This window comes from Citrobacter sp. W9 (assembly GCF_026719375.1).
GTDB lineage: Bacteria > Pseudomonadota > Gammaproteobacteria > Enterobacterales > Enterobacteriaceae > Citrobacter > Citrobacter werkmanii.
The window spans coordinates 294963-315599 of sequence record NZ_JAPPTE010000001.1 but is presented as its reverse complement, the minus strand read 5'-3'; the positions used below and the strand labels follow the sequence as shown (position 1 = coordinate 315599).

Here is a 20637-nt window from a genome sequence, read left to right as displayed (position 1 = left end):
GGCTTTAAGCCATTGATCAATTTGAAATCGGACACTCGAGGTTTACATATGAACAAAAACAGAGGGTTAACGCCTCTGGCAGTCGTTCTGATGCTCTCAGGCAGCTTAGCGCTAACAGGATGTGACGACAAACAGGCCCAACAAGGGGGCCAGCAGATGCCAGAGGTTGGAGTTGTTACGCTCAAAACTGAACCTCTACAGATAACAACCGAACTCCCGGGTCGCACCAGTGCGTATCGCATTGCTGAAGTTCGTCCTCAGGTTAGCGGTATTATCCTGAAGCGTAATTTCACGGAAGGTGGTGACATCGAAGCGGGTGTATCTCTCTATCAGATTGATCCTGCGACTTACCAGGCCGCTTATGAGAGCGCAAAAGGCGATCTGGCCAAAGCACAAGCCGCAGCAAATATCGCTCAACTGACGGTCAAACGTTATCAGAAACTGTTGGGTACTAAGTACATCAGTCAACAGGATTACGATAGCGCGCTGGCAGACGCACAGCAGGCGAACGCCGCCGTTGTCGCCGCGAAAGCCGCAGTAGAAACTGCACGCATCAATCTGGCCTATACCAAAGTGACGTCACCGATCAGCGGCCGCATTGGTAAGTCATCCGTTACGGAAGGCGCTCTGGTGCAAAACGGTCAGGCGACCGCACTGGCTACCGTTCAGCAATTGGACCCTATCTATGTAGACGTGACGCAGTCAAGTAACGACTTCCTGCGCCTGAAACAAGAGTTGGCCAACGGCACGCTGAAGCAAGAGAACGGTAAAGCGAAAGTCGAGCTGGTGACCAATGACGGCATCAAGTTCCCGCAGGCCGGTACGCTGGAATTTTCCGATGTTACGGTAGATCAAACCACCGGTTCGATTACGTTACGCGCCATCTTCCCTAACCCGGATCACACCTTACTACCGGGAATGTTCGTCCGTGCTCGTCTGGAAGAAGGGACTAACCCAACTGCATTACTGGTTCCGCAGCAAGGCGTTACCCGCACACCGCGTGGCGATGCCAGTGCCTTGGTTATCGGTGCAGATAACAAAGTTGAAATGCGTCAAATTGTCGCCGCACAAGCGATTGGCGATAAATGGTTAGTCACTGATGGACTTAAGCCGGGCGACCGCGTGATTGTCACTGGGTTGCAAAAAGTACGTCCTGGCGCGCAGGTAAAAGCCCAGGAGATTACCGCGGATAACAACCAGCAAGCCGCAAGCGGTAGCCAGCCTGAACAGTCCAAGTCTTAACTTAAACAGGAGCCGTTAAGACATGCCTAATTTCTTTATCGATCGCCCAATATTTGCGTGGGTGATCGCCATTATCATCATGTTGGCAGGGGGGCTCGCGATCCTCAAATTGCCGGTAGCGCAATATCCGACTATTGCACCGCCAGCAGTGACGATCTCCGCGACCTACCCTGGCGCTGATGCCAAAACAGTACAGGATACTGTTACGCAGGTTATCGAACAGAATATGAACGGTATCGATAACCTGATGTACATGTCCTCAAACAGTGACTCCACGGGTACCGTGCAGATCACCCTAACCTTCCAGTCTGGTACTGATGCGGACATCGCGCAGGTACAGGTGCAGAACAAACTGCAGCTGGCTATGCCGTTACTGCCGCAGGAAGTACAGCAGCAAGGGGTTAGCGTTGAGAAGTCATCCAGCAGCTTCCTGATGGTCGTCGGTGTTATCAACACCAATGGCACCATGACGCAGGAGGATATTTCCGACTACGTTGGCGCCAACATGAAGGACGCCATTAGCCGTACTTCAGGCGTGGGCGATGTTCAGCTGTTCGGTTCACAGTACGCAATGCGTATCTGGATGGATCCGAACAAACTGAACAATTTCCAGCTGACGCCGGTTGATGTCATCAACGCAATCAAAGCGCAAAACGCCCAGGTTGCAGCCGGTCAGTTAGGTGGTACGCCGCCGGTGAAAGGCCAGCAGCTTAACGCGTCGATCATCGCGCAGACCCGTCTGACCTCCGCCGATGAGTTCAGCAAAATTCTGCTGAAAGTGAATCAGGATGGTTCCCAGGTTCGTTTACGTGACGTGGCGAAAGTGGAGCTGGGCGGCGAGAACTACGACATCATTGCGAAGTTCAACGGTAAACCAGCATCCGGTCTGGGTATCAAGCTGGCGACAGGCGCTAACGCCCTGGACACGGCAAACGCTATCCGCGATGAACTGAAGAAGATGGAACCGTTCTTCCCGTCAGGTCTGAAGATCGTTTACCCGTATGACACCACGCCGTTCGTGAAAATCTCTATTCACGAAGTGGTGAAAACGCTGGCGGAAGCAATCATCCTCGTGTTCCTGGTTATGTATCTGTTCCTGCAGAACTTCCGCGCGACGTTGATTCCGACTATCGCTGTGCCAGTGGTGCTGTTGGGTACGTTTGCCGTCCTTGCGATTTTCGGCTTCTCGATAAACACCCTGACGATGTTCGGGATGGTGCTCGCCATCGGCCTGTTGGTGGATGACGCCATCGTGGTGGTCGAGAACGTTGAACGTGTTATGGCGGAAGAAGGACTACCGCCGAAGGAAGCAACACGTAAATCAATGGGCCAGATTCAGGGCGCGCTGGTGGGTATCGCGATGGTGCTGTCAGCGGTATTTATCCCGATGGCATTCTTCGGGGGTTCTACCGGTGCAATTTACCGTCAGTTCTCCATCACCATTGTTTCCGCGATGGCGTTGTCAGTACTGGTGGCATTGATTCTGACCCCTGCCCTGTGTGCGACCATGCTCAAACCGATTGCTAAAGGCGATCACGGAGAAGGTAAAAAAGGCTTCTTCGGCTGGTTTAACCGCATGTTCGATAAGAGCACGCACCATTACACCGACAGCGTGGGCGGTATTCTGCGCAGCACTGGTCGTTATCTGGCGCTGTATCTGATCATCGTCGTGGGCATGGCCTATCTGTTCGTTCGTCTGCCAAGTTCGTTCCTGCCAGATGAAGACCAGGGGGTATTCCTGTCAATGGCTCAGCTGCCAGCGGGTGCAACGCAAGAGCGTACCCAGAAGGTGCTGGATGAAATGACGGATTACTATCTGACGAAAGAAAAAGCGAACGTTGAATCGGTATTTGCCGTTAACGGCTTCGGTTTTGCGGGTCGTGGTCAGAACACCGGTATCGCGTTCGTCTCACTGAAAGACTGGAGCGAACGTCCAGGTAAAGAGAATAAAGTTGAGGCAATTACCGAGCGTGCGATGGGCGCATTCTCGCAGATTAAAGATGCAATGGTCTTTGCCTTCAACCTGCCAGCGATTGTGGAGTTAGGTACCGCCACTGGTTTTGACTTCCAGTTGATTGACCAGGCTGGTTTGGGCCATGAAAAACTGACCCAGGCGCGTAACCAACTGTTTGGTGAAGTTGCGAAACATCCAGATCTGTTAGTCGGCGTACGTCCTAACGGTCTGGAAGATACGCCGCAGTTCAAGATCGATATCGATCAGGAAAAAGCGCAGGCGCTGGGTGTTTCCATTAGTGATATTAATACAACGCTGGGTGCCGCATGGGGCGGAAGCTACGTGAATGACTTCATCGACCGTGGTCGTGTGAAGAAAGTTTACGTCATGTCTGAAGCGAAGTACCGTATGTTGCCGGAAGATATTGGCAACTGGTACGTGCGCGGCAGCGATGGACAGATGGTCCCATTCTCCGCCTTCTCTACCTCACGCTGGGAATACGGTTCACCGCGTCTGGAACGCTATAACGGTCTGCCTTCCATGGAGATCTTAGGCCAGGCCGCACCGGGTAAAAGTACCGGTGAAGCGATGGCGATGATGGAGCAACTGGCCAGCAAACTGCCATCCGGTATCGGTTATGACTGGACGGGTATGTCCTACCAAGAACGACTGTCCGGTAACCAGGCCCCTGCCCTGTATGCCATTTCACTGATCGTCGTCTTCCTGTGTCTGGCGGCATTGTACGAGAGCTGGTCAATTCCGTTCTCCGTTATGCTGGTAGTACCGTTGGGGGTTATCGGCGCATTGCTGGCGGCGACATTCCGCGGTCTGACCAACGACGTATACTTCCAGGTAGGCCTGCTCACAACCATTGGGTTGTCGGCGAAGAACGCGATACTTATCGTCGAATTCGCCAAAGACCTGATGGATAAAGAAGGCAAAGGTCTGATAGAGGCGACGCTGGACGCGGTCCGCATGCGTTTACGTCCGATCCTCATGACGTCACTGGCCTTTATTCTGGGCGTAATGCCGCTGGTAATCAGCTCCGGCGCAGGTTCCGGCGCGCAGAACGCCGTTGGTACTGGCGTAATGGGCGGGATGGTGACGGCAACCGTGTTGGCTATCTTCTTTGTTCCGGTGTTCTTTGTGGTGGTACGCCGCCGCTTTAGCCGCAAAAATGAAGATATTGAGCATAGCCACTCAGTCGATCATCATTGATACCTCTCTAAAGATAAGGCCGCGCAAGCGGCCTTTTTTCTGGAAAAATCATAAAATCCACTTATTGAAATTCGGTTTATTTTCTCCGGCTTAAATAAGCGATATAATCCCTGTAGCCTTAAAGGCTATTCTTAAAAAGTGTTGAGAGTTCTTATTTACCTTAATAAATATTAAGATTATTCCTGGTTATCGCGCCATCCTGGCGGTTGTTGCCTGTCGTTGCGATAGCTAATGAAGATAACTCGATGATTGCCCGAAGAATAAAGAAATTGTCCGATTTCAAATAACTGTACTTATCTGTTAAAATGTAAAAATGACGCCACGTCATAATTTTGCATAATTGTAATTTTTCGTGATATGACGATGAAATCTTTTTTAGACTAGATTATAGTTAAATCATCAGGAGTCGCGGGCAAGTTCCAGGTAGTTTGTTGTATCCATCCCGAAGGTGTTCGGTTAGTTTAAGCCACGAAGAAGGGGATGCGTTATGGATGAATACTCACCCAAAAGACATGATATCGCGCAGCTTAAATTTCTCTGCGAAACTCTGTATCATGACTGTCTTGCAAACCTTGAACAAAGTAACCATGGCTGGGTTAACGACCCTACCTCTGCAACCAGCTTGCAGCTCAATGAACTGATAGAGCATATTGCAACCTTCGCACTTAATTATAAAATTAAGTACAATGAGGACAATAAGCTGATTGCGCAGATAGATGAATACCTGGATGACACTTTTATGTTGTTCAGCAGTTATGGTATTAATACGCAGGATCTGCAGAAATGGCGGAAATCAGGTAATCGACTGTTTCGCTGTTTTGTCAATGCCACCAGGGCTAATCCTGTTAGTTTGTCTTGTTAAAAATTATTACAATCATAGGTAAGAGTTATGTCTGATAAACCATTAACTAAAACAGATTATTTGATGCGCCTGCGACGCTGCCAGACAATTGACACGCTTGAGCGCGTTATTGAAAAAAATAAATATGAATTGTCCGACAACGAACTGGCTGTATTTTACTCAGCAGCGGATCACCGTCTTGCTGAATTGACCATGAATAAGCTCTACGACAAGATTCCAACTTCCGTTTGGAAATTCATTCGCTAATTGCTCTCGAGGTTAAGTCAGGTATAGCGGGACATTTGTTTGTCTGACTGACCATTTTCGTATTTACAATGGTTATTTAATTCAAATCACGTGATTACGATCACAGCGAACCAACGGGAACGTTCCCTTTGCTTGCATTGCGTTTTACTGTGCTGAAATGATCATCAGGACACAGGAAATTCGTAATGAGTAAAGAAAAGCAAAAAATGATCGCCGGCGAACGCTATCGCCCGGCAGATGAAACGTTGCGCAACGACCGACTACGCGCTCGTCAGTTGACTCACCGCTACAATCTCACCTCGCCAGAGGCAAAAAGTGAGCGTCAGGCCATCCTGCATGATCTGCTGGGTCAAAGCGAAGGTGCATATATTGAACCCTCTTTCCGTTGTGATTACGGTTATAACATCTATCTCGGTAAAGAATTTTACGCCAACTTCGACTGCGTCATGCTTGATGTCTGTCCAATCCATATTGGCGACAACTGCATGCTGGCACCCGGCGTCCATATCTATACCGCGACACACCCTCTGGATGCGACCGAACGCAACAGTGGCCTGGAGTTCGGAAAGCCCGTGACTATCGGCAACAATGTCTGGATAGGTGGCCGCGCAGTGATCAATCCCGGCGTCACGCTCGGTGATAATGTCGTTGTAGCCTCTGGCGCGGTAGTGACGAAAAGCGTTCCGGCAAACAGCGTAGTCGGCGGTAATCCCGCGAGGATCATCAAAACGCTGTGATCTAAAATGTAACTGTTATGCTAAATTGCGGTTAATCTGTTACTACCTTCAGCAGGTATCCCCTTTTAAAATAGGGCGATCGCTCCTGAATTTTGCAGATATCACGAAGGCAAGAGATGACAGAAATACAGCGCCTGCTTACCGAAACAATCGATGACTTAAATATTCGCGAGAAGCGCGACAACAAACCGCGCTTTAGCATCAGTTTTATTCGCAAACATCCGGGGCTGTTTATCGGTATGTATGTGGCATGGTTTGCCACGCTGGCGGTAATGCTACAGTCAGAAACGCTGGTCGATTCGGTATGGCTGCTGGTAGTACTGTTTGTCATACTTAACGGCTTTTTCTTTTTCGACGTGGCGCCGCGTTATCGCTATGAAGACATCGACGTCCTGGATTTCAGAGTTTGTTATAACGGTGAATGGTACAACACGCGTTTTGTTCCCTCCTCACTCATCGACTCTATTTTGCACTCCCCTTCCGTTGATAGCGAGCATAAAACACAACTGCAAAAGATGATTTCACGTAAAGGCGAACTCTCGTTCTACGATGTGTTTACGCTCACCCGCCCGCAGGCCAGCCAGTAATTTCGCCTCTGACATAAAAAAGTGCGTCCCTGTAAAGGAAACGCACTTTAGTCCCTGAATGCCGGCAAAGAAATTAACGTCTTTTTTTACGGCCCTGTGCCGCTTTAAATCGCGGATTTGTTTTACAGATAACATACAAACGCCCTTTGCGTTTCACTATCTGGCAGTCAGGGTGCCGCTGTTTTGCGCTGCGAAGCGAATTGAGTACCTGCATTTTAACCTCGCTTAGCGCCAATAAAATGACCAAAACGTTTCTGGAAGCGGGCTGCGCTACCTTCGTTGTCAAAGGTCTTTTGTTTTCCGGTGTAATACGGATGTGACTTAGAAGAGATATCAAGGGTCACATACGGGTACGTTTTCCCCTCGAACTCAATCTCACGTTCGGTTTTGATGGTCGAACCGACCTTAAAGTATTCATTGGCACTGGTATCGTGAAACACCACGGTACGATAAAAAGGATGGATATCCGGTTTCATGGCAACCTCAAATTGTTACGTTATAACATAATCATTAAAGTACACCACTCTTATTTAAATCACAACCTGATTTACGCGACGGGCAAACAAACGGGGTGATAAGTGGCCCTAAATATATGATGCCAATCGAATAGCTTTTTCGGCTTTCGGATATACTTTCCTTACGCTGTGTTAATAAGGATATCATTGTGACAACACGACATCTGATAAGCCTGGTGACAGGGGTGCTGTTTCTTTCTATCCTCGCCCCCGTAGGTTTAAGCTTGTGGCTGGCACATCGTCAGGTCGAAACAAAGTTTATTGATGAACTCGATATGTTCTCAACACGAGTCGCATTGCGCACAGAACGCGTCGGCGAGCAGGCCAGGAAAGCATTACGCCACATAGAGTCCTTTCAGGGAGTGCCTTGTAGTGATGAGCATCTGCTGGAAATGCGTCGCTTGTCATATAGCTATCGCTATATTCAGGAAGTGCTGTATCTCAAAGACAATGTTCCGCAATGTTCATCTCTGGAAAAAAACAGCCAGGCTGCCGCATTTCCACCAGCAATGAAAGTCACGCCGGATGGATATCGCGCATGGCTTACTACGCAAAATGATTTGGGCATCAAGCGTTTTATGGCAGCTTTAGGTAGCGAGCATTATGTCGTGATGGTCGATCCGGGTTCCTTTATTGACGTCATCCCGTTTGGCTCATGGCCAATCGAAGTCACTATCATTGGCACCGCGCGCAACGTGGTAGTTGCCAGTAGCGCCGCGCTGCCATCGGACGTTTTGCAGCATGTAAAACAAGAGCATTCGATCACTCATTTTCAGAAAGATAGCAATATTTTTAATGCCCGCCCCTTTCCTGAACTGGGCATCACGATCGTCACCTGGGCATCTACCCTACCATTACAAAAAACCTGGCACCGACAAGCCCTGATCTGGCTCCCGGCCGGGATTATCATCGGCCTGCTTACCGCCGCCTTTATTCTGCGCATTTTGCGTCGCTTACAGTCCCCCCATCATCAGTTGCAGGATGCTATCCAGCATCGGGATATCAAGGTCCATTACCAGCCCATTATCTCGCTCACAACGGGAAAAGTGGTCGGGGCAGAAGCACTGGCCCGTTGGCAGCAGGCCGATGGGAGCTATCTGTCGCCTGAAATTTTTGTCGCGATGGCGCAGGAGACCGGACTGACAAAACCCCTCACGCGTTTGATAATTGAAAGCGTATTTGACGATTTAGGAAAATGGCTGCGTCAACACCCGGATCAGCATATCTCCATAAACCTTGAGTCAGCCGATCTGGCTTCTGAAACGCTTCCCGCGCTGTTAGGCCAGAAGGTAAAGCACTGGCAGCTTAAGCCAGCGCAAATCGCGCTGGAACTGACCGAACGCGAGTTTGCCGATCCGAAAAACAGCGCGCCGTTTATTGCTAAATATCGTCAGGCGGGACATTCAATATACATCGATGATTTTGGAACCGGCTATTCCAGCCTGAGCTATTTACAGGATCTGGATGTGGACATCCTGAAGATCGATAAATCCTTTGTTGATGCCCTGGAGTACAACAACGTGACGCCGCATATCATTGAGATTGCCAAGACGCTGAAGCTGGAAATGGTGGCAGAAGGTATCGAAACTGAAAATCAGGCAGCCTGGCTACGCCAACATGGCGTGCAGTACGGTCAGGGCTGGCTTTACAGTAAAGCACTGCCAAAAGCGGAATTTATTCTGTGGGCTGAAAAACGGCTGTGACATGGCTGTTGATGTTGAGATGGCTGGCGGCACGCCGCACAGCCAGTCACATCACTCGTCCATAATGGGCGCAAATCCGCCGTAGATCATTCGTTTGCCATCAAATGGCATAGACTCACCGAATTCCTTCATACGGGGATCGGACATCATCTTCTGATTTGCCGCATCGCGGACCTTTTTGGAAGGGTATTCAATCCAACTGAATACCACCTCTTCATGATCCTGCGCTTTCACTGCCATGCGAAAATCAGTTAATTTGCCGTCAGGGACATCATCTGCCCAGCACTCCACCACGCGTAATGCGCCGAACTCCTTGAAAAGCGGAGCTGCTTTCGCCGCCATCGCAATGTACGCCTCCTTGTTTTCAGCGGGTACGGCAACGACAAAACCATCAACATACTTCATGAGAAAAACCTCCGAAGTGTACTGCGCGGCAAGCCGATTCTGGCCGCGTCAGTCGAGGTTAAGTTTAGTCGCCAGCAGGCGATCGTGCCCCAGGTTCACTCCTGACTCGGATACGCGACTGTGGCTGGTGGCGAAACCACGGCAGGCAAATCTGAATTAACGGCCCAATAGCCAGCGCATACAATACCGTGCCAACCCCCACGGTTCCTCCCAGCAGCCAACCAATAAGCAACACTGACACTTCAATCGTGGTGCGAATGCGTCGTACTGGCCAGCCGGTACGTGCGTGAATACCGGTCATCAGACCGTCCCGTGGACCCGCGCCAAAACCAGCGCCAATGTATAAACTGGTGGCTAATGCATTCAGGATCACCGCGGTCACCAGCAGGACGCTACGCGCCGGCAGGGATTCGAATCCCGGAATCACCACCTGCGCGGCATCTGCCGCCAGCCCAATCATAATAACATTGCTCAGGGTGCCAAATCCGGGACGCTGGCGTAGCGGTATCCACGCCAGCAGCACCAACACGCCTACGACAATAATCACCACGCCGATATTCATCGACAGTAAATTGGCCACCCCCAGATGAAACACGTTCCACGGATCGGCCCCTAAATCGGCGCGAACAAACATGGCCGTCGACACACCGTACAGCACCAGACCGATATACAGCTGAAGTAAACGACGCAGCATGCTTTTTCCCCTCTCACTCTCAGATAGCTTTCATCTTCCCCGCAATTGGCACTATGATTAACGTCCAGTTTTCAAAAAGTGGACTGCTATGTCATCTCGCCGTTATGGAAGTCAGTCTTTGCAGCGCCTGCTCGGCCACTGGCAGGAAAGCCCCTCGCGAACGCCCCTCTGGCGACAGCTGGCAGAAGCGCTACGTCTATTGATTCTCGATGGTCGGCTGGCGCTGGATAGCCGTTTGCCCGGCGAGCGTGAACTCGCTGCCGTTCTGGAAGTGAGCCGAACCACCGTCGCCAGCGCGATGGCGCAACTGCGTGAAGAAGGCTATCTGGAGAGCCGTCATGGGAGCGGTTCGCGGGTTATTCTGCCGGAACATATTCGCCATGTGCCAACGAGAACCAGCACTGGCACAGCGCTTGATTTGTCCACGGCAGCGCTCAGTGCCGGTCCCGAAATTCATCAGGCTTATCAGCAAGCGTTGTTCGCGATGCCGCAGCATCTGCTGAGTTCCGGGTATCTGCCGCAGGGGCTGCCAGCTTTGCGTGAATCCATCGCCCGGCATTATTGCGAGCGCGGACTCCCAACGCAGCCCGATGAAATAATGGTGGTGAATGGTGCGGTCAGCGGTCTGGCGCTCATCCTGCGTTTGCTGACAGGTCCTGGCGATCGCGTCGTCGTTGATCACCCCACGTATCCACTGGCGATTGCCGCTATTCAGGGCGCATCCTGTCGACCCGTTGGCGTGTCGCTACCCGGGCAGGGTTGGGATACGGCGGGTCTGGTCGCCACTATCGCGCAAACGGCGCCCAGAATGGCCTACCTGATGCCGGACTTTCACAACCCGACCGGGCGTTGTATGGACGCCGCAACCCGCCAGGTCGTGGCGGATATTGCCGAAAGAACACGTACGACGTTGGTCGTCGATGAGACGATGGTGAACCTGTGGTACGACGCCCCGCCACCACCGCCGCTTGCCGCGTTCAATCGCGATGCCCCAATCATTTTACTGGGTTCGGCAGGGAAAAGCTTTTGGGGAGGATTACGTTTGGGTTGGATTCGGGCTTCGTCACGAACAATTGCCGCCCTGGTACAAACCCGCGACACTTTCGATTTGGGCTCTCCGGTACTTGAACAACTCGCCACCCGTTGGTTGTTGGATAACGCCGGGCGCTTTCTGCCTGACAGAAGACGCTTGCTGGCATCGCAGCGCGACCTGTGCTCCAGCCTGATGCATACACATTTCCCGGAATGGCAGTTTACCCAACCACAAGGAGGACTCTCTTTCTGGGTCGAACTACCCGATACGCTGGCGACGCTCTTTGCTGCGCGCGCCGAAAGCGCGGGAATTCAGTTAGGAACCGGTACGCGCTTCGGCCTCGATGGCGCATTCGATCGTTTTTTGCGCATGCCCTTCACATTGCCGGATGATACAGCACGCGCCGCCTTCAGGGTGTTGCAACCCATTTGGGATAACCTGCGTTTGCAGGCCAGCAGCGGGAAAATGCGCAAAATAATTTAAGCGACGGGCCAAAGGGCCCGCTTTTGTATGTTGTGACGGACAACAACGTCCCGGCACAATTACAACTGCGGAGGAACCGGAAAACCTTTCAGGGAAATCACAAAATTCTCACCGTCCTTCTTAATTTTTGCCCCGGCATCACACCAGTCGGAAGCAATACGGAAGAACTCATCGCTGCCGACATTCCAGCTCAGGCGAACATGTTTCACATAGCCAGATCGCAGCAATTCACAGGCTTCGCTGTAATTACAGGCGGTTGAGAACGATTGTTGTTTCATTTTTTCTTCTTCAGTAATCTGCGCAATGCTTTGATTTCTTTAGGAGTCAGTGCATCAACGACGGATTCTTCCGTATGCTGGCTGTCGATATCCTCAGCGGAGACTCCCGCCTCTTCAACGGCGGAAAAGGCGATCAGCAGCAGCTTTTCCGTCGCGACACTTAGATTTTCATTATGCACTTCGGCGTAATGACGAAGTTTTTCTTTCAGCGCTTCATCAATTTTGACATTCAGTACAGCAGTCGACATTGTAAAAAGTCCTTGTGATCGGCGACGGTAAAAGCGTCAAACAACATCCCCGAAACACATTGACAGCATTTGATGACAATAAAATGACAATACAGTGACAAAGAAAAAGAAGATAAGCAGAAGGAAATTGCCGGACGGCAGAATTGGGTGGGGGCCCTGCCAGCTACATCCCGGCACACACGTCATCTGCCTTGGCTGCTTCCTTCCGGACCTGACCTGGTAAACAGAGTAGTGTTGCGGGAGAACCAACAGAGCCCCCATTGAGAGCGTTGTTAACCAACGCGCAGGCGCATTATCACTGGTGTACCCTGTAAATGCAACCCATCCAGCATCGGATGCTGTTTTCTTGCGCAATGCGGCTTCACTCACTCGCCATTCAGGATTATGCTGAAGGATTAGCGCAGGAATAAATGATGGATATACAAGACACTTTCCCCCAACGCGTCTGGCAAATCGTCGCGTCAATCCCCGAAGGATTCGTCACCACCTATGGCGATGTCGCCAGACTTGCCGGATCGCCGCGCGCTGCGCGCCAGGTGGGCGGCGTACTTAAGCGTCTCCCCAAAGGTAGTTCCCTGCCCTGGCACCGGGTCGTCAATCGCCACGGCGCTATTTCACTGACGGGCCCCGATCTGCAACGACAACGTCAGGCGTTGCTGGCAGAAGGGGTTGTCGTTTCCGGCAGCGGGCAAATCGATTTACAGCGCTATCGCTGGGTGTACTAACCCTCTCCTCATGGAGAGGGTTACGACTGCTTTAGTTCTGCGTGGGAGCAGGAACGGCTGAAGACGGAGTCACCTGGGTTGGTGAAGTCGAAGGCACCGTGGTGGTTGCGCCGCCGCCAGCATTAAGCGGGACTGCGGTCTGCTGCACGGGAACCAACGTCAGGTCGGCTTTCGTCCCGCCCTGATTGATAACCGTCTGAACGGTATCGGTTATAAAGACCAGTTTGCCATTCACCGTAATTGCCGCACTCAGCAGAATACGCGCGTTGGGCTGAATATCTGCCGGGTTAAACGGTAATACAAAGCTAAATGGCGCTTGCTTGCCTTCAGTACGCACCGCTTTTTGCGACAACACTTTTGATGGCGCATCGGCCAGCGACGCATCCGACAGCGTGACAGTTAGCACAGCATCCGGTGGCAAGGCCACTTTCTGGCGGATCCATACTGTACCAGATACATTCGGCTGTTGAATTTTAGACTGTGTGTCAGAAATTGACGTATTAGGGCTTGGCGCAGGTGTCTGAATATCTGCACTTTTATCGGCGCAGGCCGCCAGAGCGACTGCAACCGCTAAACCACTTACCATGTGCACGAGTTTCATTAAATTCTCCTTATCATCTATGCACCAGCGAGAACTTTCCTCGCCAGAAGAGTGGTTAACAAAAACATAACGTGATTAAGTGTGGCACAAGACAGCTGTTTTTGCCTGTAATAGGCCAGTAATTCAGACAATTGCACCCATCGGACCACTTTTAAAATTGCGTTATACTCTGCCTAACTCGCGCGACATCGATATCACCTGGAGAGCTCCTATGAGTCTGGCACTCAAAAATTTGCTGACACTGTTAAATCTGGAAAAAATTGAAGAAGGGCTCTTTCGCGGCCAAAGTGAAGACTTAGGGTTACGTCAGGTTTTTGGCGGACAGGTTGTCGGTCAGGCGCTGTATGCCGCGAAAGAAACCGTTCCGGAAGAACGTCTGGTGCACTCCTTTCACAGCTACTTTTTACGCCCCGGCGATAGCCAAAAACCCATCATTTATGATGTAGAAGTCCTGCGTGATGGTAACAGCTTCAGCGCGCGCCGCGTTGCCGCAATCCAGAATGGTAAACCCATTTTTTACATGACCGCCTCCTTTCAGGCACCAGAAGACGGGTTTGAACATCAGAAAACCATGCCGGATGCGCCGGGTCCCGATGAGCTGAAATCAGAAACAGAAATTGCCCGCTCAGTGGCGCATCTTCTGCCACCGTTATTGAAAGAAAAGTTCATCAACGATCGTCCGTTGGAAGTGCGCCCGGTGGAGTTTCATAACCCCTTAAAAGGTCATGTCGCACCTCCGACCCGTCAGGTATGGATCCGCGCCAACGGTGAACTGCAAGACGATCTGCGCGTCCATCAGTATCTGCTGGGTTATGCCTCTGACCTGAACTTCCTGCCCGTCGCGCTGCAACCGTACGGGATTGGTTTCCTGGAAAAAGGGATTCAGATCGCCACCATTGACCACTCAATGTGGTTCCATCGTCCGTTCAATATCAATGAATGGCTGCTGTATAACGTCGAAAGTACTTCCGCCTCCGGCGCCCGGGGCTTTGTGCGCGGGGAATTTTATACGCAGGATGGCGTGCTGGTCGCTTCTACCGTACAGGAAGGGGTCATGCGTAATCGTAATTGATGTCTTATCCGGCCTACAGGCTATATCGTTGTAGGCCGGATAAACGTTAGCGCCATCCGGCATATTGAGAAATCAGGCGTTATAAGCGTTCTCGCCGTGACTGTTCACATCCAGACCTTCGCGTTCCTGCTCTTCTGGTACGCGCAGACCAACCGTCATATCTGCCAGCTTATAACCAATGAAGGCCACCACGCCGGACCAGACGATGGTGATTGCTACGCTTTCCAGTTGCACCAGTAACTGATGCCCCATGGTCACGCCCTCGGCAAACCCCACGCCCCCCAGCGAGCTGGCGGCAAAAACCCCGGTCAGGATACAGCCGACAATGCCGCACACGCCGTGAACACCAAACACGTCACACGGATCGTCCACGCGCAGAAAACGCTTCAGCATCGTCACTCCCCACAGGCCCGCCAGACCGGCTGCCACGCCAATAATCAACGCGCCGCCGACACCGATATAACCACATGCAGGCGTTACGCCAACCAGACCCGCAACGGCCCCAGAACAGGCTCCCAGCAGAGAGGGCTTCCCGCGCAACGCCCATTCTCCGAAGATCCACCCGAGGATGGCGGCAGCGGTGGCGACCACGGTATTGACGAAGGCCAGCGCAGCGATTTCATTCGCCGTGCCCGCAGAACCGGCATTAAAGCCAAACCAGCCAATGTAGAGAATGGCGGTGCCAGTGAAGACCATCGGCAGGTTATGCGGCTTAAAGGCTTCTTTACCAAAACCGACGCGTTTGCCAATCAGATAAGCCCCCACCAGACCGGCTATCGCCGCGTTGATATGTACAACTGTCCCGCCGGCAAAATCCAGTGCGCCATGAGAAGCCAGCAAACCGCCGCCCCAGACCATGTGGGCTATTGGGATGTAAGACAGCGTTAACCACACGACCACAAAAATCAGTACCGCCGAGAAGCGAATACGCTCAGCCAGCGCCCCAACGATAAGCCCAACGGTGATACAGGCGAAAGAGCCCTGAAAAGCAACGTGAATATACTGGTAGAAGCTCCCCGTGACCGCCGTCAGCGCAATGTTCTTCAGTAATACCCAGTTGAAGTTGCCGAAGAAATTATTCCCTTCGCCAAAGGCCAGTGAATAGCCGTAAACCACCCATAAAATACACACCAGGGCAAATGTCACCGTCACCTGAGTCAGCATCGACAACACGTTCTTACCGCGAATCAAACCGCCGTAAAACAGCGCAATGCCAGGAATGGTCATAAACAGCACCAGCGCGGTACAGATCATCATAAAAGCGTTATCCGCTTTATCCGCGACCGCCGGTGCCGCCATCGCCAGTCCCGGCAACAGCGCCAGTGAAGCAATACCTGTTTTCATCGTTGCTATCTTCATTTTTTGGTTTCCTATCACTGTGTGTCAGACGTTACAGTGCGGCTTCGTCAGTTTCGCCGGTACGAATACGAATCACACGTTGCAGCTCGGCGACAAAGATTTTGCCGTCGCCAATTTTTCCGGTGTAGGCCGCCTTGCTGATGACATCAATCACTTCATCCAGTTGGTCATCGGCAATCGCCACATCAATCTTCACCTTGGGCAAAAAATTGACGCTATATTCAGCCCCACGGTACAGCTCGGCATGACCTTTCTGTCGGCCAAACCCCTTCACTTCGGTGACGGTCAGCCCCTGAATACCAATAGATGACAAGGCTTCGCGGACGTCTTCCAGTTTGAACGGTTTGATTACCACGGTAACCAGCTTCATAGATCCCCTCCAGTCAGAATTCAGTAGTGGCTGCAGATACACCAGATGAATACTGCAAGGGATGTGCCAGGAATGAAAAAGCAGGATGATTCGGGCCAGCCGAGGGGAGTTGGGGAAGAAGAAGAAAAAACGCACTATAACGGTGCATAGTGCGTTACATTTTTGCACCAGATTGTTGATTGCCGTCCGGCCTACGATACCGGGTTGGTCTCAGCTATCAGGCAATAATGGAATCCTCTTGCGTACTGGCCGCCAGCTCTTCGCCCGCCAGCTGCAGTTGATACATCTGCCAGTAACGGCCTTGCGCCGCCAGTAATTGCTGGTGCGTACCACGTTCAACCGCCTGTCCACGGTGCAGTACCAGAATGGTGTCCGCATCGACAATCGTCGATAAGCGATGCGCAATCACCACCAGCGTGGTGTGTTCACGTACCGCCGCCAGCGCTTGCTGAATCGCCTGTTCCGTGCCGGAGTCAATACTGGCCGTGGCTTCATCGAGGATCAGTACCTGCGGCGTTTCAACCAGCACCCGCGCCAGCGCCAGCAACTGTTTCTGCCCAACGGAGAGATTATTGCCCTGCTCGCCCAGCCGGGTATGAATCCCCTCGCTCAGACCGCGCGCCAGTTCCGCCAGTTGCACGGTTTCCAGCGCCTGCCATACCCGCGCTTCTGAGATATCGCGGCCCAGCGTGACGTTTGCCAGGAAGGTATCCGCCATCACCACCGGATCCTGCTGCACCATCGCGATGCCCTGACGCAATACCCCGTGGCTCAGCGAAGACAGCGGTCTCCCATCAAGACGGATTTCCCCCTGCGTCAGCGGGTAGTATCCCATCAGCAGACTTGCCAACGTACTTTTGCCGCTGCCGGTGTGCCCGACCAGGGCCACAAAGCTACGCGAAGGCACGGACAGACTGATGTTTTGCAGCACCAGATTGTCGTCACGATAAGCAAATGAAACGTTATCTACCTCGATATCCCCACTCTTTAGCGGCTGGTCATCGTCACCATAGCGTTGACGTGGCCCATCCATCAATTCGAACACACGTTCACCGGCGACAACCGCCTGCTGCAGCATTGACTGCTGGGTCGTCAGCTCGATAAGCGGCTCGTTCAACCGCCCGAGATAGCTAATAAACGCATACAACACCCCCACCTCGATCGAACTGCCAGAGGTAAAGCTGAACAGCATCAATAAACCGCAGAGGATCAGCGCCGAGAAAAGGCTAAGCAGCGGACGCAGCAAAAAGCCATCCAGTCGCAGGGTCTGCATCCGCGCCATATAGTGCGAACGGCTGGCCTCGCCCATTCTCTCGCCAAATCGCGCCTGCTGACGGAACTGCTGGATAACACTCATGCCGTTGATGACTTCGTTAAAGCCATCGTTAATATCCGCCAGATAAGCGCGAACCCGGCGCACAATCGGTGTGCTGTAGCGTTGATAAATCACCATCACCACCAGCACCGCCGGGAAAATGACCATCGCGACCAGCGCCATACGCCACTCCAGGCTAAACATCGCCACCAGCATCGCACCGATCAAGGCCGCACTGCGCAGAACCGTTGCCACTACCGTCACATACAGGTCACGAATCACTTCAGTGTCATTCGTCACTCGGGAGATAAGCTGCCCGACGGGCTGAGTATCAAAGGCGCTGAGCGGCTGACGAAGCGCTGCGTCCATGACATCGGTGCGCAACTGTTGCACCACGCCAACTGCCGCCTGATTAAATAACAGTGACTGCGCGTAATGCAGACCCGCCGCCAGCAGTTGCAATCCCACATACGCCGCAACCAGCCCGGCGACCATCGCCAGCGGCAGGTTGTTTTTCGCCACCATGTTATCGATAAAATAGCTAATTAGCAGCGGGCCGCTGACTTCAGCCGCAGCCGCCACCCACAGCATGACTACCGCTATCGCCAGCGGTTTTCGCCATGGCGAACCGTACTTCAGCAGCCTTTTCAGGGTCGGCCATAATTGTCCAAAACTACGCATTAGCCGCCTCCCCGTTTATCTCTGGCGCATCGGACAGCGCCGCTTCCAGTTGCTGATAGCGAAACATATCGCGATACCAGCCTGGCTGCTGCACCAACACATCATGCTCACCACGCTGAGCAATATGCCCATGCTGCATCACAATAATCTCGCTGGCTTCCGTCAGGGCAGATAAACGGTGAGCGCTGATAATCACAGTTCTGCCTTCACCCCACTGGCGCAGGTTATGCAGGATCTGATGCTCGGTACGACCGTCTACTGCCGACAGCGCATCATCCAGGATCAGAATTTCAGCATTCAACAGCAACGCGCGGGCAATAGAGATTCGCTGTTTTTGCCCGCCGGACAGCATCACGCCGCGCTCGCCCACTTCGGTATCATAGCCTTGCGGAAGACGTAAAATATCCTCATGAACGCTGGCGAGACGCGCCACATGTTCGATCTCTTCCTGCGTGGCCTGCGGGCGTCCTAACGCGATGTTATTGGCGACGGTATCTGAAAACAGGAACGGCGTCTGGCTAACCACCGCCAGCCGGCTGCGCCAGCTATCAAGTTGTAAGCGCGATAACGGGATATCATGAAAACGTATATCCCCTTGGCTGATATCGAAATGACGCTGGATCAGCGACAGCACCGTACTTTTCCCCGCGCCGGTCGGGCCGCAGATGCCCAGCATCTGTCCGGGTCTGAGCTGGAAATTCACGTTTTCCAGCGCTGGCTGAGCCGTCAATGGGTAGCGAAATTCGCGAATCGCCACCGCCAGCTCGCCGCGTCCTTCAGGCACCGGTTCAGTACCGTCATCCACCACCGGCGCTTCAGCCAGCATGGCGCGAATACGGCTGTAGGCGGCGCTGCCGCGTTCGACAATGTTAAACATCCATGCCAGCGCCAGCATCGGCCAAATCATCAGACCGAGATACATCATAAAGCTGGTGAGCTGGCCGAGCGTCAGCGAACCGTGCACCACCATCCAGCTTCCTCCGGCAATCGCCAGCAGGTTAGCCATCCCAATGGCGATATAAATCGTTGGGTCAAAACGGGCGTCAATACGCGCCACCCGCAGGTTTTTCTTACCGGTGTCTTCAGCATCTGCGGCAAATAACGCCGACTGCCGATCCTCCAGGCCAAAAGCCTTGATCATGCGAATGCTGGTCAGGCTCTCCTGAGTACGATCGTTAAGACTGGAGAACGCCGCCTGCGCCAGCTTAAAACGGTGATGGAGTCGATCACCGTAACGTTTGATCATTAACGCCATCACCGGCATCGGCAGTAGCGCAATAAGCGTCAGTTGCCAGCTTATCTGCGTAGACATCACGATCAGTACCGCACACCCCATCACCAGCGAATCCACCAGCGTCAGCACGCCTTCGCCAGCGGCAAACACCACTCGATCAACATCGTTAGTGGCGCGCGCCATCAGATCACCCGTACGGTGGCGCAGATAGAACTCGGGGTGCTGGCGACTCAATTGACGGTAATAATCTTCCCGCAGCTCAACCGCCAGTTGGTAGGATGCACCAAACAGCAGTACGCGCCAGACATAGCGCAGCAAGTACACGACCACCGCAATCAGGGCGATTGTGCCAACCCACATCAGCAGCCGCTCGGTGGTGAAGCGTTGCGCTGTTACGCCATCCACAATGATCCCGACCACTTTCGGCGGAATAAGCTGAAGGATAGCGATGATAATAAGCAGAGCCACTGCTCCAAGGTAGCGACGCCACTCCCGGCGGAAGTACCAGCTTAATTGAGCAAATAATCGCACGCGTTATGTCCTGACAAGATTTCCGGCAATGAGCGCCGGGAGAATTATTCAATCGGTAGAGCAGTTGTGTATTTAATCTGTTCCATCGCAAAGCTGGAGGTGACATCAGACAGGCCCGGCACGCTGTTCACCAGGCGCTTATAAAATTCGTCATAGCTTTTCATATCGGCGACCTGGACCCGCATCAGGTAGTCATACTCCCCTGCCATACGCCAGAATCCCAGAACTTCCGGCATTCCGGTGACTTCGGTGACAAAGCGGCAATACCATTCGCTGCTGTGGTGCTGAGTCTTGATCAACACAAACGCGGTTAAGCCCAGCCCCAGTTTTTCGGGATCCAGCAGGGCGACTCGACCCAGCAGGATACCATCATCTTCAAGCCGTTTGAGGCGTTTCCAGCAAGGGGTGGTAGTCAGATTAACGGCATCTGCTAACGCCTGCAAAGAAAGGGTGCAGTCCTGTTGCAGTAAGCCGAGCAGCTTACGGTCAATTTTGTCTAACATATCCACTCCACAGAGAAGAATTTTCTCCTTACATTCTATTT

Annotated in this window: 21 protein-coding genes, 1 other RNA gene and 1 pseudogene; 10 read left to right on the top strand and 13 right to left on the bottom strand. The window is 52.5% G+C overall.

What is annotated here, in order from left to right; genetic code table 11:
* The first annotated feature begins 48 nt into the window (after positions 1–48).
* The 6 genes from acrA (at position 49) to OOJ59_RS01440 (ending at position 6846) form a co-directional block, all read left to right on the top strand.
* Positions 49–1242, top strand: coding sequence for a multidrug efflux RND transporter periplasmic adaptor subunit AcrA (gene acrA / locus OOJ59_RS01465; RefSeq protein WP_038638348.1), 1194 nt, complete (start codon positions 49–51; stop codon positions 1240–1242).
* A 22-nt stretch (positions 1243–1264) separates the two neighbouring features.
* Positions 1265–4414 (top strand): efflux RND transporter permease AcrB, encoded by a 3150-nt coding sequence (gene acrB, locus OOJ59_RS01460; protein ID WP_038638345.1) that lies wholly within the window; start codon positions 1265–1267, stop codon positions 4412–4414.
* A gap of 487 nt (positions 4415–4901) precedes the next feature.
* Positions 4902–5276, top strand: a complete 375-nt coding sequence (gene tomB, locus OOJ59_RS01455) for an Hha toxicity modulator TomB (RefSeq protein ID WP_003021733.1) — start codon at positions 4902–4904, stop codon at positions 5274–5276.
* Positions 5277–5303: 27 nt separating this feature from the next.
* Positions 5304–5522, top strand: a complete 219-nt coding sequence (locus OOJ59_RS01450; protein WP_002892050.1) for an HHA domain-containing protein — start codon at positions 5304–5306, stop codon at positions 5520–5522.
* 185 nt (positions 5523–5707) lie between these two features.
* Positions 5708–6259: a maltose O-acetyltransferase gene (gene maa, locus OOJ59_RS01445; RefSeq protein WP_085047626.1), complete on the top strand. Its 552-nt coding sequence runs from the start codon at positions 5708–5710 to the stop codon at positions 6257–6259.
* Positions 6260–6375: 116 nt separating this feature from the next.
* Positions 6376–6846 (top strand): YlaC family protein, encoded by a 471-nt coding sequence (locus OOJ59_RS01440; RefSeq protein ID WP_069323967.1) that lies wholly within the window; start codon positions 6376–6378, stop codon positions 6844–6846.
* A 73-nt stretch (positions 6847–6919) separates the two neighbouring features.
* Here OOJ59_RS01440 and ykgO read toward each other — a convergent pair whose 3' ends face one another.
* Together ykgO and OOJ59_RS01430 are read right to left on the bottom strand one after the other, a co-directional pair.
* Positions 6920–7060, bottom strand: coding sequence for a type B 50S ribosomal protein L36 (ykgO, locus tag OOJ59_RS01435; protein WP_159121101.1), 141 nt, complete (start codon positions 7058–7060; stop codon positions 6920–6922).
* 1 nt (position 7061) lies between these two features.
* On the bottom strand, positions 7062–7322 hold the full coding sequence (locus OOJ59_RS01430) for a type B 50S ribosomal protein L31 (protein ID WP_038638331.1): 261 nt from the start codon (positions 7320–7322) through the stop codon (positions 7062–7064).
* Between the two features lie 188 nt (positions 7323–7510).
* On the opposite strand from OOJ59_RS01430, the gene OOJ59_RS01425 reads away from it, so the two are divergent.
* The gene (locus tag OOJ59_RS01425) at positions 7511–9064 is read left to right on the top strand and encodes an EAL domain-containing protein (RefSeq protein ID WP_085047627.1); all 1554 of its coding nucleotides are present in this window, start codon (positions 7511–7513) and stop codon (positions 9062–9064) included.
* Between the two features lie 51 nt (positions 9065–9115).
* On the opposite strand, the gene OOJ59_RS01420 is transcribed toward OOJ59_RS01425, so the two are convergent.
* Entirely contained in the window at positions 9116–9469 is a 354-nt protein-coding gene (locus OOJ59_RS01420) for a DUF1428 domain-containing protein (protein WP_160955578.1), read from the bottom strand.
* 64 nt (positions 9470–9533) lie between these two features.
* The gene (gene yczE / locus OOJ59_RS01415) at positions 9534–10163 is read right to left on the bottom strand and encodes a membrane protein YczE (protein WP_160955579.1); all 630 of its coding nucleotides are present in this window, start codon (positions 10161–10163) and stop codon (positions 9534–9536) included.
* An 88-nt stretch (positions 10164–10251) separates the two neighbouring features.
* Between yczE and yczR the strand changes: the two genes are divergently transcribed.
* Positions 10252–11679, top strand: a complete 1428-nt coding sequence (gene yczR / locus OOJ59_RS01410) for a MocR-like transcription factor YczR (RefSeq protein WP_121528688.1) — start codon at positions 10252–10254, stop codon at positions 11677–11679.
* A 59-nt stretch (positions 11680–11738) separates the two neighbouring features.
* Here the strand turns inward: yczR and OOJ59_RS01405 are convergent, their stop codons facing one another.
* From OOJ59_RS01405 to ffs, 3 genes are all read right to left on the bottom strand, one after another.
* Positions 11739–11957 carry a hypothetical protein gene (locus OOJ59_RS01405; protein ID WP_038638314.1) on the bottom strand — a complete coding sequence of 73 codons (219 nt, stop codon included), beginning with the start codon at positions 11955–11957 and terminating at the stop codon, positions 11739–11741.
* Positions 11954–12205 (bottom strand): hypothetical protein, encoded by a 252-nt coding sequence (locus tag OOJ59_RS01400; RefSeq protein ID WP_038638313.1) that lies wholly within the window; start codon positions 12203–12205, stop codon positions 11954–11956. The genes OOJ59_RS01405 and OOJ59_RS01400 overlap by 4 nt, the downstream gene beginning before the upstream one ends.
* A 154-nt stretch (positions 12206–12359) precedes the next feature.
* Positions 12360–12456: signal recognition particle sRNA small type (gene ffs, locus OOJ59_RS01395), an RNA gene on the bottom strand.
* Positions 12457–12540: 84 nt separating this feature from the next.
* Between ffs and OOJ59_RS01390 the strand changes: the two are divergent.
* Positions 12541–12930 (top strand): annotated as a pseudogene (locus tag OOJ59_RS01390) (MGMT family protein).
* Positions 12931–12961: 31 nt separating this feature from the next.
* On the opposite strand, the gene OOJ59_RS01385 reads toward OOJ59_RS01390, so the two are convergent.
* Positions 12962–13531, bottom strand: a complete 570-nt coding sequence (locus OOJ59_RS01385) for a YbaY family lipoprotein (protein WP_160955580.1) — start codon at positions 13529–13531, stop codon at positions 12962–12964.
* 211 nt (positions 13532–13742) lie between these two features.
* Between OOJ59_RS01385 and tesB the strand changes: the two genes are divergently transcribed.
* Positions 13743–14603 carry an acyl-CoA thioesterase II gene (gene tesB / locus OOJ59_RS01380; protein WP_038638304.1) on the top strand — a complete coding sequence of 287 codons (861 nt, stop codon included), beginning with the start codon at positions 13743–13745 and terminating at the stop codon, positions 14601–14603.
* Positions 14604–14675: 72 nt separating this feature from the next.
* Here the strand turns inward: tesB and amtB are convergent, their stop codons facing one another.
* From amtB to decR, 5 genes are all read right to left on the bottom strand, one after another.
* Positions 14676–15962: an ammonium transporter AmtB gene (gene amtB, locus OOJ59_RS01375; protein ID WP_085047630.1), complete on the bottom strand. Its 1287-nt coding sequence runs from the start codon at positions 15960–15962 to the stop codon at positions 14676–14678.
* 31 nt (positions 15963–15993) lie between these two features.
* Positions 15994–16332: a P-II family nitrogen regulator gene (glnK, locus tag OOJ59_RS01370; protein ID WP_006685697.1), complete on the bottom strand. Its 339-nt coding sequence runs from the start codon at positions 16330–16332 to the stop codon at positions 15994–15996.
* A 217-nt stretch (positions 16333–16549) separates the two neighbouring features.
* Entirely contained in the window at positions 16550–18328 is a 1779-nt protein-coding gene (locus OOJ59_RS01365; protein ID WP_038638298.1) for a SmdB family multidrug efflux ABC transporter permease/ATP-binding protein, read from the bottom strand.
* Positions 18321–20093 carry a SmdA family multidrug ABC transporter permease/ATP-binding protein gene (locus tag OOJ59_RS01360; protein ID WP_121528686.1) on the bottom strand — a complete coding sequence of 591 codons (1773 nt, stop codon included), beginning with the start codon at positions 20091–20093 and terminating at the stop codon, positions 18321–18323. The genes OOJ59_RS01365 and OOJ59_RS01360 overlap by 8 nt, the downstream gene beginning before the upstream one ends.
* Before the next feature lie 44 nt (positions 20094–20137).
* Positions 20138–20596 (bottom strand): DNA-binding transcriptional regulator DecR, encoded by a 459-nt coding sequence (decR, locus tag OOJ59_RS01355; RefSeq protein WP_003831023.1) that lies wholly within the window; start codon positions 20594–20596, stop codon positions 20138–20140.
* Between the last annotated feature and the right edge of the window lie 41 nt (positions 20597–20637).

Coding starts and splice junctions, on each gene's coding strand:
- acrA (WP_038638348.1), top strand. CDS start 49: ATGAACAAAAACAGAGGGTTAACGCCTCTGGCAGTCGTTCTGATGCTC.
- acrB (WP_038638345.1), top strand. CDS start 1,265: ATGCCTAATTTCTTTATCGATCGCCCAATATTTGCGTGGGTGATCGCC.
- tomB (WP_003021733.1), top strand. CDS start 4,902: ATGGATGAATACTCACCCAAAAGACATGATATCGCGCAGCTTAAATTT.
- OOJ59_RS01450 (WP_002892050.1), top strand. CDS start 5,304: ATGTCTGATAAACCATTAACTAAAACAGATTATTTGATGCGCCTGCGA.
- maa (WP_085047626.1), top strand. CDS start 5,708: ATGAGTAAAGAAAAGCAAAAAATGATCGCCGGCGAACGCTATCGCCCG.
- OOJ59_RS01440 (WP_069323967.1), top strand. CDS start 6,376: ATGACAGAAATACAGCGCCTGCTTACCGAAACAATCGATGACTTAAAT.
- ykgO (WP_159121101.1), bottom strand. CDS start 7,060: ATGCAGGTACTCAATTCGCTTCGCAGCGCAAAACAGCGGCACCCTGAC.
- OOJ59_RS01430 (WP_038638331.1), bottom strand. CDS start 7,322: ATGAAACCGGATATCCATCCTTTTTATCGTACCGTGGTGTTTCACGAT.
- OOJ59_RS01420 (WP_160955578.1), bottom strand. CDS start 9,469: ATGAAGTATGTTGATGGTTTTGTCGTTGCCGTACCCGCTGAAAACAAG.
- yczE (WP_160955579.1), bottom strand. CDS start 10,163: ATGCTGCGTCGTTTACTTCAGCTGTATATCGGTCTGGTGCTGTACGGT.
- yczR (WP_121528688.1), top strand. CDS start 10,252: ATGTCATCTCGCCGTTATGGAAGTCAGTCTTTGCAGCGCCTGCTCGGC.
- OOJ59_RS01405 (WP_038638314.1), bottom strand. CDS start 11,957: ATGAAACAACAATCGTTCTCAACCGCCTGTAATTACAGCGAAGCCTGT.
- OOJ59_RS01400 (WP_038638313.1), bottom strand. CDS start 12,205: ATGTCGACTGCTGTACTGAATGTCAAAATTGATGAAGCGCTGAAAGAA.
- OOJ59_RS01385 (WP_160955580.1), bottom strand. CDS start 13,531: ATGAAACTCGTGCACATGGTAAGTGGTTTAGCGGTTGCAGTCGCTCTG.
- tesB (WP_038638304.1), top strand. CDS start 13,743: ATGAGTCTGGCACTCAAAAATTTGCTGACACTGTTAAATCTGGAAAAA.
- amtB (WP_085047630.1), bottom strand. CDS start 15,962: ATGAAGATAGCAACGATGAAAACAGGTATTGCTTCACTGGCGCTGTTG.
- glnK (WP_006685697.1), bottom strand. CDS start 16,332: ATGAAGCTGGTTACCGTGGTAATCAAACCGTTCAAACTGGAAGACGTC.
- OOJ59_RS01365 (WP_038638298.1), bottom strand. CDS start 18,328: ATGCGTAGTTTTGGACAATTATGGCCGACCCTGAAAAGGCTGCTGAAG.
- decR (WP_003831023.1), bottom strand. CDS start 20,596: ATGTTAGACAAAATTGACCGTAAGCTGCTCGGCTTACTGCAACAGGAC.